Below are 14,042 nucleotides of genomic sequence, written 5' to 3' on the forward strand. Positions count from 1 at the left end.
CGCCGCGGATCACAGACTGCGCACCAGACCGCCGTCGCAGCGCACGGCGGTGCCGGTCAGATACGAGGCGGGCGCCCCGCACAGGAATGCGGCCACGGCGCCGAACTCGTCGGTGGTGCCGTACCGACCGGCCGGGATCGTGGCCTGTGAGGCGGCCGCCACCTCCGCGGTGGTGCGCCCCTCCCGTTCGGCCTTGGCCGCGTCCAACTGGGCGACCCGGGCGGTGGCGATCCGGCCCGGCAGCAGCAGGTTGACGGTCACCCCGTCCGCGGCGGTCTCCGCGGCCAGCGTCTTGAGATACCCGGCCAGCGCCGCCCGGCCCGCGTTGGACAGGGCGAGGCCCGGCAGCGGCGCGGTGACACCGCTGGAACCGATGGCCAGGATCCTGCCCCAGCCACGTTCGCGCATCGCGGGCAGCGCCGCCGCCACCAGGCGCGCCTGCGCGAGCAGCAGACTCTCCGTCGCCCCGGCCAGAGCGGTGTCGCTGACGCCGGCCGCCGGGCCCGGTTCGGGACCTGGGCCGTTGAGGACGAGGATGTCCACGTGCCCGTACGCCGCGTACGCCGCGTCCATGAGGGTGCGCGGGCCGTCCGGCGCGGTGAGGTCCACCTCGACACCGATCGCCTCGGGCAGCCCGGCGGCCACCTCCTTGGCGACTTCCCCGCGCCTGCCGCAGACCACCACCCGCGCTCCCTCGGCGGCCAGCGCCTCCGCCACCGCGCGGCCGAGCCCTCCGGTGGACGCGGCGACGGCGGCCGTACGTCCCGTCAGCCCCAGGTCCATCAGCGCGCCCCTTCCAGCACGCGCTCCGCCGGGGGCAGCGCGGTGAGATGACGGAGGAGCTGAGGGACGAGGCTCTCGGGGAGCGCACGGGCCGGCGGCCGGACCCCGGCCTCCATGATCAGGCCACGCTGCCGGAGCGCCTCCTTGCGCAGCGCGAGCCCGATCCCCGCCTGTGCCTCGAAGTTGACCAGCGGCAGATAGGGCAGATACGCCTCGCGCGCCGCCTCGTAGCCACCGGATCGGTAGGCATCGACGCAGGCGATCAGCCCTTCGGGTGCCGAGAAACCGGTCATCGCCCCGGCGGCCCCCGCGGCCAGTTCGTCCAGCAGACCGAGCCCGCCGAGCCCGCCGAAGACGGGGATGCCGGTCCGTTCCGCCAGGACGCCGATGACGGCGGGCGTCGGCGGCGCCTCCGCCTTCACCGCGACCGCCGACGGCACCCGGCGCACCACGGCGGCCAGGTCCCCGGGGCGGATGGAGACCCCACTGGCCGCCGGGTAGTCCTGGATGACGAGCCCGATGCCGGTGGCCTCGTGCACGGCGTTGAAATGGTTCGCAACCGTCTCCGGGTGTGGGGAGTTGACCTGGGTCATCAGCCCGGCCACCCGGTCGCCCGCCACCTCGCCGATCAGCTCGGCCTCCTCGACGACCGGTCTTGTGGACAGACCGGTGGCCCCGACCACCAGCGGCAGATCGACGGTGTCGTGGACGACCTCCAGGACGGCCCGGCGCTCGGGGCGGGAGAGTTGGGCGGCCTCGCCGAAGACACCGAGCACGGTCAGCCCGGTGACACCGAGCTCCGCGTAGTGCTCGACCAGCCGGGCCAGGGCAGATTCATCGACGTCGAGGGTCGAACCGGCGAAAGGCGTCGCCACGACGCCCCAGACGCCGGGGGGCAGTGGCTGCGGTGGGATGGACATGGGTTCTCTCCTCGCTGTTCGGCCTGTTCCGGTGGCCGTGGCATTCGATCGGGGCCGGGGTCAGCGGCCGGGCCAGATGGGCGGACGCTTCTCCTGGAAAGCGCGTACGCCCTCCGCGGCGTCCTCGCTGTCCACCGCGTCCATCAGGGCCGGCAGCCGCAGTGCGTGCGCGTGACGGGCCGTGAGCCCGGCCCCGGCGCGCGCCATCTGCTTGATCGCTCGCAGGGACACCGGCGAGCAGGCCAGCACATCGGTGAGCCAGCGATCCACCGCCTCGTCGAGCCGCTCCGCAGGTACCACCTCGTTCACCAGGCCCATGCGGTACATCTCCGCGGCCGGGACCTTGCGGCCGGTGAGCAGCAGCCCCATGGCCTGGGTGTGCGGAATCCGCTCCATGAGCCGGAACACTCCCCCATCGAGGGGGACGCGCCCGACTCTGGGCTCGGTGAGGCCGAACCGCGCGTGTTCGGCGGCGATCACGATGTCGCAGCCCAGCACCATCTCCATGCCACCGCCCAGGGCATAGCCGTTGACCCTCGCGATGACCGGGACATCGAGGGTCTCGCGCAGGCTCAAGGCCCCGAAGCCGTCGGGATCCAGGCCGGCCCAGTACTCCAGACCGCTTCTGGCGACCGCGCCCGCCGACATGTCGGCCCCGGTGGAGAAGGCCCGCTCGCCCGCCCCGGTGACGACGACGGCGCGGATGTCGCGGTCGGCCTCGATCCCGGCCCAGATCTCCTTCAGCCGCTCGGTGGTGACCCGGTCCACGGCGTTGAGGACCCGGGGGCGGTCGATCACGACACGCGCCACCCGCCCGTCGTGCTCCCGTACGCAGCGCACCTCGTCGCGAACCGCCTCGCCGCCGCTCATCGCAGCACCCCCGCCTCGCGCAGCGCACGCAGCCGGGCCGCGTCGTAACCGACCTCGCCCAGCACCTCGTCACCGTGTTCTCCGAGCCCCGGAGGCACCCTGCGTACCTCGGCCGGGGTGACGGACAGATGCACCGGATTGCCCAGGACCCGCACCAAGCCCTCGGCGGGGTGCTCCATCTCGATGATCATGCCGTTGACGATGGTCTGTTCATCGCGGAGCGCCTCCTCCATGGTGCGCACAGGCGCGCACAGCAGGTCCTGTGCCTCCAGCCGCTTCATCCAGTGGGCGGTGGTCCCGGTGGCGAACCGCTCGGCGAAGATCCGCCGCAGCTCGGGGCGGTGCCGCTGCTGTCCCTCCGCGGTGGCGTACTCCGGGCGGAGGGAAAGGTCTTCGCCGATCTCCAGGGCGGCGCAGATGTCCCGCAGCGGGTTCCGTTTGAACGCCCCGACCATGACCACGGCACCATCGGTGGTCTGATACGCCCCGGTGAGGGGCATCGCGGCCCAGTTGATCTCCGCGCCCCGGTTCATCCGGGTGGCCGCCTCCTGCATCTGCGTATGGAGGATGGAGTCGTACATGGCGATCTCCACCTTCTGCCCCTCCCCGGTGCGTTCCCGGTGGAGCAGAGCCAGGAGGATGCCCTGCACCATGTGCATGCCCGTGGTGTAGTCGCACAGGCTGGTCGGATAGATGCTGACCGGAGTGTCGTCGGAGGCCCTGCGCCACATGACGCCCGTGTACGCCTGCGTCAGGATGTCCTGGCCGCCCTTGTGGGCGTACGGGCCCTTCTCTCCGAATCCGGTCGCGGAGGCCCAGATGACGCGGGGGTTGACGGCACGCAGCGCCTCGTAGCCGAAGCCGATCCGGTCCATGACGCCGGCCCGGAAGTTGGAGGTCACCACGTCGGCGCGGGCGACGAGGTCGAGAACCGCCCGCTTGCCCTCCTCGGTTCGGGTGTCGATGCTGACGCTGCGCTTGTTGCGGTTGATGCTCCAGAAGACGGGGTTGTCGAGGCCCGCCTCGTCGGGGAAGGAGGTGCGGGACAGATCACCGGTGCCGGGGCGCTCGATCTTGATCACATCCGCGCCGAAGTCGCCGAGCATCTGGGTGCAGGACGGTCCGGCGTACACCTGGGTGAAGTCGACGACGACCACGCCGTCGAGCGGGAGCCGTCGCGTGCTCATGCGGCCGCCTCACTGTTCGTCTCGTCGATCGTGGCGTTCTCCGAGGGGACGTCGCCCGGGTCGGCACCCTGTTCACGCATCAGCTTCCGGATATCCCCCGTCGGTACGTCGCGGACGAGGATGCCGCGGTCGGCCGCGATGCTCGCGGCGATACCCGTGGCCTGGCCCATCGCCATGCAGGGCGGAATCTCCCGGGACATCCGCTGGGCGTCCGGGGTGGCCGAGTAGTGCCGCCCGGCGACGAGCAGCTGATCGACGCTCCGCGGAACGAACGACCGATAGGGGTAGTAGTAGTCACGGCCGCGGGCGACGGTGTCGGGAAAGTGCCGGCGCGAGACGATGTCGTCCTTGGTGACGACGTACTCCCCGTCGAGCAGCCGGGTCTGCCGGACACCCATCTGCTCGGCGACGTCCAGCAGATAGCAGTTCTCGAAGCCGGGGAGGTACTGCCTGGCGTACTCCACCACGGCTCCCATCCGCGCCCTGGCGTCGAACTCCGCCGCGGTCAGGGAGGTCGGGTCGGCGCCGTCGTAGCCGGTCAGGTGCGGGCAGTTGCACCACACGACGCCCGGGACGGGGGTCTTGAGCCACCACAGGTCCCAGGCGCCCCCGAGCATGCGCTTGATCTTGCGGTTGACGGCCCGGAACTCACGAGGGTTCTCCGTCTCGAAACGCTGTGCCGTGTCGGTGTCCACCCCTCCGAGGCGGGAGACGAGGGTGACGATGTAGCGGCCCTCGGTGTACGGGGCTCCCGCGCGCGAGGCCACGTCGATGTCCCCGCTGGTGTCGATGACGACATCACCGAGGACGGCCTGCGGGCCCGCCTTGGTCTCGCACACCACGCCCTTGACCGCGCCGTCCTGGATCACCGGCCGGGAGAACCAGCTGTGCAGGCGCAGGTGGACGCCGCTCTCGCGCACGAGGTCGTTGGAGACCCGCTTCCAGCCGTCCGGGTCGAAGGCGACGGCGTAGCAGATGGGCTTGGGGCTGGCATGGGAGTGGAAGTCGAAGGCGCCCCAGCGGCTCCACTTGGCCCATGCCTCGGGCGAGGAGACCCGTTCCTCCGGGGGCGGGTAGACGGCCAGGTCCATGGCGGCCATGCGCTCGACGTACTCGTCCACCACACCGGTCACGGTGATCTCATCGGCGTTGCACATGTCGTCGAGCACCAGGACCATGCCGCCGGAGGCGAGGCCGCCGAGCGCCGCATAGCGCTCCAGGAGCGTCACCTCGGCACCGGCCCGTGCGGCGGCGACCGCGGCGCTGACACCCGCCGGGCCTCCGCCCACCACGACGACGTCACTGCGGCGCACGATCGGTGCGTCGATGGCCTCCAGAGTCACGGACCCGTTGAGGTCGGCCACGTTGTCTCCTTTCGAATACGGCGTCGCGTCACCGGGCGTCCGTGGACCGGGCGCGTGTCCGGGAGCCCGGCTCCGGGCGTCGCGGAGGCCGCCGTGCCGCGCCGACGGGCGAGGAGTCACGGCGGAAACGGTGATCAGGGAAGGGGAGGACGGCACACGGCGCCCGGAGGGAACACCGGACACACGGCTGTGCCGCGAGGTGAGTCGGGGAACGCCCCCGCCCTCATGGCCGGCCGGGAAGCGGGGAAAGCCGGGCGGGAGGCGGGGGAGATGCAAGTGGCGCGGGCGACGCTGCCCTGACGCGTACCGGTTCGGGAAGTGGGGTGGAACGGCCCGACGGGCCTGGCTCTACCAGGTGGGCGGGGTGATCACCCAGATCGCGGTCGACGGCTCATCGCCGACCGCGACGTACCAGTGCGGAATGCTCGACGAGTAGGTGATGGAGTCACCCGCCTCGAGTCGGTGCCGGACGCCGTCGAGGAAGACGTCCTTCACCCCGGACAGAACGATGCCGAACTCCTCGCCGTTGTGCCGGAAGGGAGTACCGCTGGTGTCATGGCCGGGCTCCGTTTCCACCCAGACCACTTCGAGCGCCCCTTTCAGGGACGGGGTGAGGAGCTGGTAACGGGCACCGTCGAGCTTTTCATTTCCATGCCATTCCAGAGTGCGGCGCTCTTTTGCGCGCACCACCGGACTGGTGGGGGTTTCACCATGGAAAAGCCGGCCGATCGGCACATCGAGCCCATGGGCCAATTGGATCAGACTGGCGAAGGAAGGATTTCCCTTTCCTCGCTCCAACAGACTGATGAGGCCCGTGCTCACATTGGATCGGCTGCTCAGTTCCTCCAGGGTGAGTCCGAGATGCTTGCGGAGGGATCGGATCTGTTCGCCCAACGAGGCGATGGACGCATCGGCGTCGGGACGGTTGTCCTTGTCGCCCGCGTAGCTGCTGCTCATGCGTCGCTCCTCGTCCGGTCACCATGGAACGGTGACTTCACCATAATGAAGTTCTTCAACATGTCAAGGGGTGGCGTCCTGGTCCCCGGCCTCGGGTCCCGCCGCCCGGGCCGACGCATGACGGCCTGTCAGTTTTTTACCGACGGGAAACGCAAAAGAAACTCGCAGAATATTGCCGTGGCCATTTACGGACTCGTACTTTCGCCTTACGGTTTTGCCGCAGCCGTTTATCCCTGTCCCAGTCCGCGACCCAGTGAGTCGCGGTTTCATGAGGGAAGTTCACAATGGCCGATATCGTGCGCGCTGCCCTGGTCCAGACGAAGTGGACGGGCGACAGCGAATCAATGATCGAACTCCATGAGAAGTACGCCCGCGCCGCCGCGGAACAGGGCGCCAAGGTGATCGGTTTCCAGGAGGTGTTCAACGCGCCGTACTTCTGCCAGGTGCAGGAGGCGGAGCACTACCGGTGGGCGGAGGCGGTGCCGGACGGGCCGACCGTGCGGCGTATGCAGACGCTCGCCAGGGAGACCGGCATGGTGATCGTGGCGCCGGTGTACGAGGTCGAGCAGTCGGGCTTCTACTACAACACCGCCGCCGTGATCGACGCGGACGGCAGCTACCTCGGCAAGTACCGCAAGCACCACATCCCGCAGGTCAAGGGGTTCTGGGAGAAGTACTACTTCAAGCCGGGAAACCTGGGCTGGCCGGTGTTCGACACCGCCGTCGGCAAGGTCGGGGTGTACATCTGCTACGACCGTCACTTCCCCGAGGGCTGGCGCGAGCTGGGCCTGGCCGGGGCACAGCTGGTCTACAACCCCTCGGCCACCTCCCGCGGCCTGTCGGGCTACCTCTGGCAGCTGGAGCAGCCCGCGGCGGCCGTCGCCAACGAGTACTTCATCGCCGCGATCAACCGCGTCGGCACCGAGGAGTACGGCGACAACGACTTCTACGGCACCAGCTACTTCGTCGATCCGCGCGGCCAGTTCGTCGGCGATGTGGCCAGTGACAAGGAGGAGGAGCTGATCGTCCGCGACCTCGACTTCGGCCTGATCGACGAGGTGCGCCGGCAGTGGGCGTTCTACCGCGACCGGCGCCCCGACGCCTACGAGGGGCTGGTGCGGCCGTGACCCGCACGCTGATCCAGGGCGGGCTGGTCATCACCGCCGGCGAAGAGCTGGCCGCCGACGTCCTCGTGGACGGTGAGCGCGTGGCCGCCGTCGCCACCTCGGGCACCGAGGTCACCGAGGGCTGGGCACGCGGAGCGGACCGGGTCATCGACGCCGCCGGGCTGTATGTCATTCCGGGCGGGGTGGACGCCCACACCCATATGGAGATGCCGTTCGGCGGCACCTTCGCCTCCGACACCTTCGAGACCGGCACCCGGGCGGCGGCCTGGGGCGGCACCACCACGATCGTGGACTTCGCCGTCCAGTCCGTCGGCGCCACGCTGCGCGAGGGACTGGACGCGTGGCACGCCAAGGCCGAGGGCCAGTGCGCGATCGACTACGCGTTCCACATGATCCTCGCCGACGTCAACGAGCATGCGCTCAAGGAGATGGACGCCCTCGTGGGCGAGGGCGTGACCAGCTTCAAGCTGTTCATGGCCTATCCGGGGGTCTTCTACAGCGACGACGGGCGGATCCTGCGGGCCATGCAGCGCGCCTCCGGCAACGGCGGGCTGATCATGATGCACGCCGAGAACGGCATCGCCATCGACGTCCTGGTCGAGCAGGCCCTGGCCGAGGGCAGGACCGACCCCCGCTACCACGGTGAGGTCCGCAAGGCGCTGCTGGAGTCGGAGGCGACCCATCGCGCCATCCAGCTCGCCCGGGTGGCCGGCGCCCCGCTCTACGTCGTCCATGTCTCCGCCGAACAGGCCGTCCAGGAGATCACGGGAGCCCGTGACCTGGGGCTTCCGGTTTTCGGCGAGACCTGTCCGCAGTATCTGTTCCTGTCCACGGACAACCTCGCCGAACCGGACTTCGAGGGCGCCAAGTACGTCTGCTCCACCCCGCTGCGGCCCGTGGAGCACCAGGCCGCGCTGTGGCGGGGGCTGCGGACAGGCGACCTCCAGGTGGTCTCCACCGACCACTGCCCGTTCTGCTTCGCCGGGCAGAAGGAGCTGGGCCGGGGCGACTTCTCCAAGATCCCCAACGGAATGCCGGGCGTGGAGCACCGGATGGACCTGCTCCACCAGGCCGTGGTGGACGGCCGTATCTCCCGCCGCCGCTGGATCGAGATCGCCTGCGCCACCCCGGCCAGGATGTTCGGCCTCTATCCGCGCAAGGGCACCATCGCGCCGGGGGCCGACGCCGACATCGTTCTCTACGACCCGGAGGCGCGGCAGACCCTGTCGGCCGACACCCACCACATGAACGTCGACTACTCGGCGTACGAGGGCAAGCAGATCACCGGGCGGGTGCGCACCGTCCTCTCCCGGGGACACGTCGTCGTCGACGGCGACGCGTACCTCGGCCGGACCGGCCACGGCCGGTATCTGCCCCGCGCCATCTGCCAGTACCTCTAGCGCCCACCACACGGAGCATGCGATGGACTTCGGAATCGTCCTGCAGACCGATCCCCCCGCCTCCGCGGTCGTCGACCGGATGCGGCGCGCGGAAGACGCGGGATTCACCTATGGCTGGACGTTCGACTCGGCCGTGTTGTGGCAGGAGCCGTTCGTCATCTACAGCCGCATCCTCGAACACACCGAGCGGCTGATCGTCGGGCCGATGGTCACCAACCCCGGCACCCGCACCTGGGAGGTGACCGCCTCCACCTTCGCCACCCTCAACGACATGTACGGCAACCGTACGGTCTGCGGTATCGGCCGCGGCGACTCCGCGATGCGGGTGGCCGGCCGCAAGCCCAACACCCTGGCCCGCCTCGGCGAGGCCATGCGCACCATCAAGGAGCTGGCCGAGGGCCGTGAGGCCACGGTGGACGGCAACACCCTGCGTCTGCCCTGGGTGAGGAGCGGCAGGCTGCCGGTGTGGATGGCGGCGTACGGTCCCAAGGCCCTCGCACTGACCGGCCGTCAGGCCGACGGCTTCATCCTGCAACTCGCCGACCCCTATCTGACGGAGTGGATGGTCAAGGCGGTACGGGACGCCGCCGCCGAGGCCGGACGCGACCCCGACGCGGTCACCATCTGCGTCGCCGCCCCCGCGTATGTGGGCGACGATCTGGCCCACGCCCGCGAGCAGTGCCGCTGGTTCGGTGGCATGGTCGGCAACCATGTCGCCGACCTGGTGACGCGCTACGGTCAGAGCTCCCGCATGGTGCCGGCCGAACTGACCGAGTACATCAAGGCCCGTGAGGGCTACGACTACGCCCACCACGGCCGCACCGGCAACCCGGACACCGCCTTCGTGCCCGACGAGATCGTCGACCGCTTCTGCCTCCTCGGCCCGGCCGACGCCCAGATCGAGAAGCTCAAGCAGCTGCGTGACCTGGGCGTGGACCAGTTCGCCCTGTATGCGATGCACGACGGTGTGGAGTCCACGATCGACGCCTACGAGAAGGAGGTCATCCCCGCCCTGAGCTGACGGCCCCGGGCACTACGGGGCGGCCGGGCTGGGGGCCTCCTCGGCCTTCTGCGGCTGGGCCGCCGGGCCCGGCCTGCCCCGCAGCGGGACCTCCTGGACGCACAGGGCGGCGATGAAGGCCACGGTGCACACGACGGCCGCGGTCAGGAAGATCCGCTGGGTGCCGGTGGCCACCGCGTGGAGATAGCCGTCCCTGACGGACTCCGGCAGCCGGGCCAGCGCCGCCGGATCGGGCCGGACCTCGCCCGCCTCCGCCCCGGCGGGCGCGTGGCCCCGCACGGCGCCGGTGAAGAGCGAACCGAAGACCGCCACGCCCAGGGAGCCGCCGATGGTGCGGAAGAGGGTGACCGACGCGGAGGCGGCTCCCATGTCGCGCATCTCCACACTGTTCTGCGCGATCGTGGTGACCATCTGCATCTGGCAGCCCATGCCCGTGCCCACCAGGGCCATGAAGCAGCCGGTGGCCGTGCGGGAGGTCGTGGTGTCCATGGTGGCCAGCAGGAACAGGCCGACCGCCATGCAGACGGTGCCCACGATGGGGAAGACCTTGTACCGGCCGGTGGCGGACATGACCTTGCCACCGACCTGGGACATGATCACCACGGGGATCATCAGGGGGAGCAGCAGCAGACCGGAGCGGGAGGCGGAGACGCCCTGGACGGTCTGCTGGTACAGCGGCAGATACAGCGAGCAGCCGAACATCACCACCCCGCCCACCAGGATCAGCGAGGACGCCAGGGAGAAGTTGCGGTGTCCGGTGAAGATGCGCAGCGGCATGAGGGGTTCGGCCGCGCGCCGCTGCCGCGCCACGAAGGCGGCCACGCCCACCGCGGCCAGGGCGAACAGGCCCAGGATCTGCCACGAGGTCCACGCGTAGGTGGAGCCGGCCCAGGTGGCGGCCAGGGTGAGGGCGCACACGGTCGTCGTCATCACGGTGATGCCCGGCCAGTCGATGCGGGCCTTGGCGCGGGTGGCGGGCAGCCGCAGCATCAGCTGGCACCAGACCAGGGTGAGGACGCCGAGCGGCAGATTGATGAAGAAGGCCCAGCGCCAGCCGAGGTGGCCGGTGACGAAGCCGCCGAGCAGCGGGCCGCCGATGGTGCCGATGGCCATGATGGAGGCGGTCATGCCCTGGTAGCGGCCCCGCTCCCGGGGTGGCACCAGCGAGGCGATCAGGGCGAAGGCGCCGGCGCCGATCCCGCCCGCGCCCAGGCCCTGCAGCGCCCGGAAGACGATCAGCTGGGTCATCGTGTGGGCCGCGCCGGACAGCGCCGAGCCGAGCACGAAGACGACGACGGCGATCAGATACATCTGCTTGCGGCCGTACAGATCGCCGAACTTGCCCCAGACGGGGGTGGAGGCGGCGGTGGCCAGGGTGTAGGCGGTCACCACCCAGGAGATGTGCTCCAGGCCGCCGAGGTCGCCGACGATCGTCGGCATCGCGGTGCCGACGATCGTGGAGTCGAGCATCGACAGCAGCATCGCGAGCAGCACACCGAGCAGGGCCAGACGGACGCTTTTCGGGGTGGCCTCCGGCGGGGCGGAACTGCCGGACAGCGGTGCGTCGGATACGGACATGGCTGATCACTTCCTTCTCAACGCGCTCGGCGCGGGGTTCCGAAAGAGCGGGGTTCCGAAAGACGGGGCCGAAAGGGCGGGGTCCCGAACAGAAGAGCACACCGACTAAAAAAGTGCAACGACTCAACTTTTCTATTCGGTCCACCTGCGGGTAGGGTGGTCCCCGTGAGCGAGACGATGGGGCGCCGTGAGCGCAAGAAGGCCGCCACCCGCCAGGCGCTGGCGGACGCGGCCCTGAGGCTGTTCCTCGACCGCGGCTTCGACCAGGTGAGCGTGCGGGACATCGCGGAGGCCGCCGACGTCTCCACCACCACGGTCTTCAAGCACTTCCCCAGCAAGGAGGCCCTGCTCTTCGACCAGGACTCCGACCGGGAAGCCGCGCTCATAGCCGTCGTGCGCGACCGGCCCGAGGGGATGTCCGTCCCCCGGGCCCTGCGCGAGCACACGCTGCGGATGCACTCCGACGGCACGGGCGACCCCGCGATGGCGCGGTTCGTCGAGCTGACGGAGAGCACCCCGGCGCTGCGGGAGTACGGCCGCCGCATGTGGATGCGCCACGAGGCCGCTCTCGCCGCCGCCATCGCCGAGGCCACCGGCGCCCCCGAGGACGACCCCGGGTGTGCGGCGCTCGCCCACTTCGCGCTGGAAGCCGTCAGCTTCGCCCGGGGCCGGGCCGACCCCCGGCAGGCCATCGAGGCCGCCTTCGCCCTCCTCGAACACGGCTGGCCCGCGGCCGGTTAGCGGCCGGTTAGCGGCCGGTTAGCAGCCGGTGAGACGACGCCCACGGCAACGTCCGGCCCTGTTTGCGGACTTGGCGCAAGTTTCGGGCGGATGCCGGATGCGGGGGCACGAGGGCGTTAGCGTCTGTCGCTATGCGGTGGGCCGGTGTGATCGACAGCGTGACCAGGACCGTCGGCGGGCCGAAGGGCCGGTGGTCGGCGGCGCCGGCGCGGCACCGGCGGTGGCTGGTGGTGGCCGCGGTCGCGGCGCTCCTCGTCCAGATGGCGGTCGCGATGGTCACCACGGCGGTGGAGCAGACGCCGACCATCGACGAGCCGGTGTACGTCGGCGCGGCGGTGGACTCCCTGCACCATCACCGGGTGCGGTACAACCCCGAGCACCCACCGCTGGGCAAGCTCATCATCGCGACGGGGGTGGCGTTCGCCCGGCCGCACCTCGGCGACGGGTTCACCGGTGACCAGACGGCGCTCGGGCGGCATGTGCTGTACGAGGCGGGGAACGACCCCTGGCGGCTGATGCTGTGCGCACGGCTGCCGATGATCGCGCTGACGCTGCTGTTCGGGCTGGTGGTGTTCGCGTTCGCCCGCGAACTGACCGGCCCCGTGGGCGGGGCGGTGGCGCTCGCCCTGTACACCTTCTCGCCGGACGTCATCGCGCACGGTTCCCTCGCCACGCTCGACGTACCGGCGGCCGGTTTCCTGCTGACGTCGGTCTGGCTGCTGTGGCGGGCGCGGCGGCGGCCACGATGGCACCTCCCACTCGCGGGGGTGGTGCTCGGCGCCGCTCTGGCCACGAAGATGAGCATGCTGGCCGCGGTCCCGGTGCTGCTGCTCCTGGCCGTGCTCTCCGTCTGGTACGCACGCCGTACGCACCACCGCACACCGCGCGACCACGTGCGGTCGCTCGGGATCGGAGTGGCGGCGGCGGTGGCCGTGGCGCTGATCGCGGTGGCCGTGGTGTGGACCACCTACTTCCTGGTCGACCCCCGGCTGCGCTGGACGCCCACCGAGCCTGTGCCCACCGTCCAGGGCTTGCGCGGGCTCGCCGTGCACTGGCTGCCGCTCCCGGAGGCGTACCGCGACGGGATGCGCGTCCAGTTCGGCTTCGAGCAGGACACCTGGCGTGGCTTTCTGCTCGGCCGCCGCTACCTCGGGTCGCTGTGGTACTACCTGCCCGTCGCGCTGCTGGTGAAGACACCCCTGGGCATGCTCGCGCTCTGGTCGGCCGGGGCGGTCACGATGCTGGTGGCGCCCCGGCTGCGGCCCGCCGCGCCGTATGTGCTCGTCCCCGCGGCCGCTCTGCTGCTCGCCGCTCTGGACGGGGCCCGCAACCTCGGGGTGCGGTACGCCATCTTCCTGCCGATGTTCCTGGCGGTGGCGGCGGCCGGGCTGATGGCCGTGCGGCGGCGATGGGCGTACGGGGCCACGCTGGCGCTGGTGCTGTTCGTCGCGGTCAGCTCGCTGCGGACGTATCCGTACTACCTGCCGTACTCCAACGAGGCGTTCGGCGGCCCGTCCCGAACCCATCTGAGGCTGCACGACTCGAACGTCGACTGGGGGCAGGACCTGGGGCGGCTGGCCGACCGCCTCCGCGAGCGCTACCGGGGCGAGCGGATCTGGCTCGTCTACAAGGGCAGCGGTGTGCCGTCCGCCTACGGCATCCACGCCTCCGACCCGCGCCGGGCCGCCCCGGACGAGGTGCGCGGGCTGCTGGTGGTCTCGGACTCCTCGATCGCCCAGGCCACCGGCCGACTGGCGGCGCTGATCGACGGCAGCGAGCCGATCGACGAGGTCGGCCACTCGATCACCATCTACCGCCGCTGACCGCCACCGCCATGTCATGACATCTCTCACACCGAGCGCCGGAGTAAAGGGGGCGTAGCGGTGCATACCGACTAGGCGGCATAGTGGTCTTTGTCTTCCCTGTCGGACATGGCGGATTCCCTGTCGCCCCGACCTCCGGCACCGCGGACCCGCCACCCACTCGCCTGGTTGCCGCGATTTCTGATGGCGCGTCGTGCCACCGCGGCCTTCCCCGGAACCCGCTCAGCATGACTCGCCGCTGAGCGCAAGTTCCGCCCTCGCTACGAACTCG

12 protein-coding genes are annotated in these 14,042 nt (G+C 70.5%); 5 read left to right on the plus strand and 7 right to left on the minus strand.

Annotated elements, in window-relative coordinates:
* Positions 1 to 9 precede the first annotated feature (9 nt).
* The 6 genes from ACZ6TD_RS43130 to ACZ6TD_RS43155 all read right to left on the minus strand — a co-directional run bounded on the left by ACZ6TD_RS43130 (position 10) and on the right by ACZ6TD_RS43155 (position 6,081).
* Positions 10 to 783 (minus strand): SDR family oxidoreductase, encoded by a 774-nt coding sequence (locus ACZ6TD_RS43130; protein WP_471347015.1) that lies wholly within the window; start codon positions 781 to 783, stop codon positions 10 to 12.
* Positions 783 to 1,703, minus strand: a complete 921-nt coding sequence (locus tag ACZ6TD_RS43135; RefSeq protein WP_471347016.1) for a dihydrodipicolinate synthase family protein — start codon at positions 1,701 to 1,703, stop codon at positions 783 to 785. Before ACZ6TD_RS43135 ends, ACZ6TD_RS43130 begins: the two co-directional genes overlap by 1 nt.
* Positions 1,704 to 1,763: 60 nt before the next feature.
* Positions 1,764 to 2,573 carry an enoyl-CoA hydratase-related protein gene (locus ACZ6TD_RS43140; RefSeq protein WP_471347017.1) on the minus strand — a complete coding sequence of 270 codons (810 nt, stop codon included), beginning with the start codon at positions 2,571 to 2,573 and terminating at the stop codon, positions 1,764 to 1,766.
* Positions 2,570 to 3,760 carry a CaiB/BaiF CoA transferase family protein gene (locus ACZ6TD_RS43145; RefSeq protein ID WP_471347019.1) on the minus strand — a complete coding sequence of 397 codons (1,191 nt, stop codon included), beginning with the start codon at positions 3,758 to 3,760 and terminating at the stop codon, positions 2,570 to 2,572. Before ACZ6TD_RS43145 ends, ACZ6TD_RS43140 begins: the two co-directional genes overlap by 4 nt.
* The gene (locus ACZ6TD_RS43150) at positions 3,757 to 5,124 is read right to left on the minus strand and encodes an FAD-dependent oxidoreductase (protein ID WP_471347021.1); all 1,368 of its coding nucleotides are present in this window, start codon (positions 5,122 to 5,124) and stop codon (positions 3,757 to 3,759) included. Before ACZ6TD_RS43150 ends, ACZ6TD_RS43145 begins: the two co-directional genes overlap by 4 nt.
* A gap of 348 nt (positions 5,125 to 5,472) precedes the next feature.
* The gene (locus ACZ6TD_RS43155) at positions 5,473 to 6,081 is read right to left on the minus strand and encodes a helix-turn-helix domain-containing protein (RefSeq protein WP_471347022.1); all 609 of its coding nucleotides are present in this window, start codon (positions 6,079 to 6,081) and stop codon (positions 5,473 to 5,475) included.
* A 284-nt stretch (positions 6,082 to 6,365) separates the two neighbouring features.
* Here ACZ6TD_RS43155 and ACZ6TD_RS43160 point away from each other — a divergent pair, with 284 nt between their 5' ends.
* From ACZ6TD_RS43160 to ACZ6TD_RS43170, 3 genes are read left to right on the plus strand one after another with little or no spacing between them, the layout of a single operon-like run.
* Positions 6,366 to 7,208, plus strand: coding sequence for a nitrilase-related carbon-nitrogen hydrolase (locus ACZ6TD_RS43160; protein WP_471347024.1), 843 nt, complete (start codon positions 6,366 to 6,368; stop codon positions 7,206 to 7,208).
* Positions 7,205 to 8,608, plus strand: a complete 1,404-nt coding sequence (gene hydA / locus ACZ6TD_RS43165; RefSeq protein ID WP_471347026.1) for a dihydropyrimidinase — start codon at positions 7,205 to 7,207, stop codon at positions 8,606 to 8,608. Before ACZ6TD_RS43160 ends, hydA begins: the two co-directional genes overlap by 4 nt.
* A gap of 22 nt (positions 8,609 to 8,630) precedes the next feature.
* On the plus strand, positions 8,631 to 9,629 hold the full coding sequence (locus ACZ6TD_RS43170; RefSeq protein ID WP_471347028.1) for a TIGR03842 family LLM class F420-dependent oxidoreductase: 999 nt from the start codon (positions 8,631 to 8,633) through the stop codon (positions 9,627 to 9,629).
* 12 nt (positions 9,630 to 9,641) lie between these two features.
* Here ACZ6TD_RS43170 and ACZ6TD_RS43175 read toward each other — a convergent pair whose 3' ends face one another.
* Complete coding sequence (locus ACZ6TD_RS43175) at positions 9,642 to 11,207, minus strand: MDR family MFS transporter (RefSeq protein ID WP_471347030.1); 1,566 nt, start codon at positions 11,205 to 11,207, stop codon at positions 9,642 to 9,644.
* Between the two features lie 177 nt (positions 11,208 to 11,384).
* On the opposite strand from ACZ6TD_RS43175, the gene ACZ6TD_RS43180 reads away from it, so the two are divergent.
* Positions 11,385 to 11,948, plus strand: a complete 564-nt coding sequence (locus ACZ6TD_RS43180) for a TetR/AcrR family transcriptional regulator (RefSeq protein WP_471358571.1) — start codon at positions 11,385 to 11,387, stop codon at positions 11,946 to 11,948.
* Positions 11,949 to 12,079: 131 nt separating this feature from the next.
* Positions 12,080 to 13,771 (plus strand): phospholipid carrier-dependent glycosyltransferase, encoded by a 1,692-nt coding sequence (locus tag ACZ6TD_RS43185; protein ID WP_471347032.1) that lies wholly within the window; start codon positions 12,080 to 12,082, stop codon positions 13,769 to 13,771.
* Positions 13,772 to 14,042: the final 271 nt, after the last annotated feature.

The organism is Streptomyces yongxingensis (assembly GCF_055597465.1).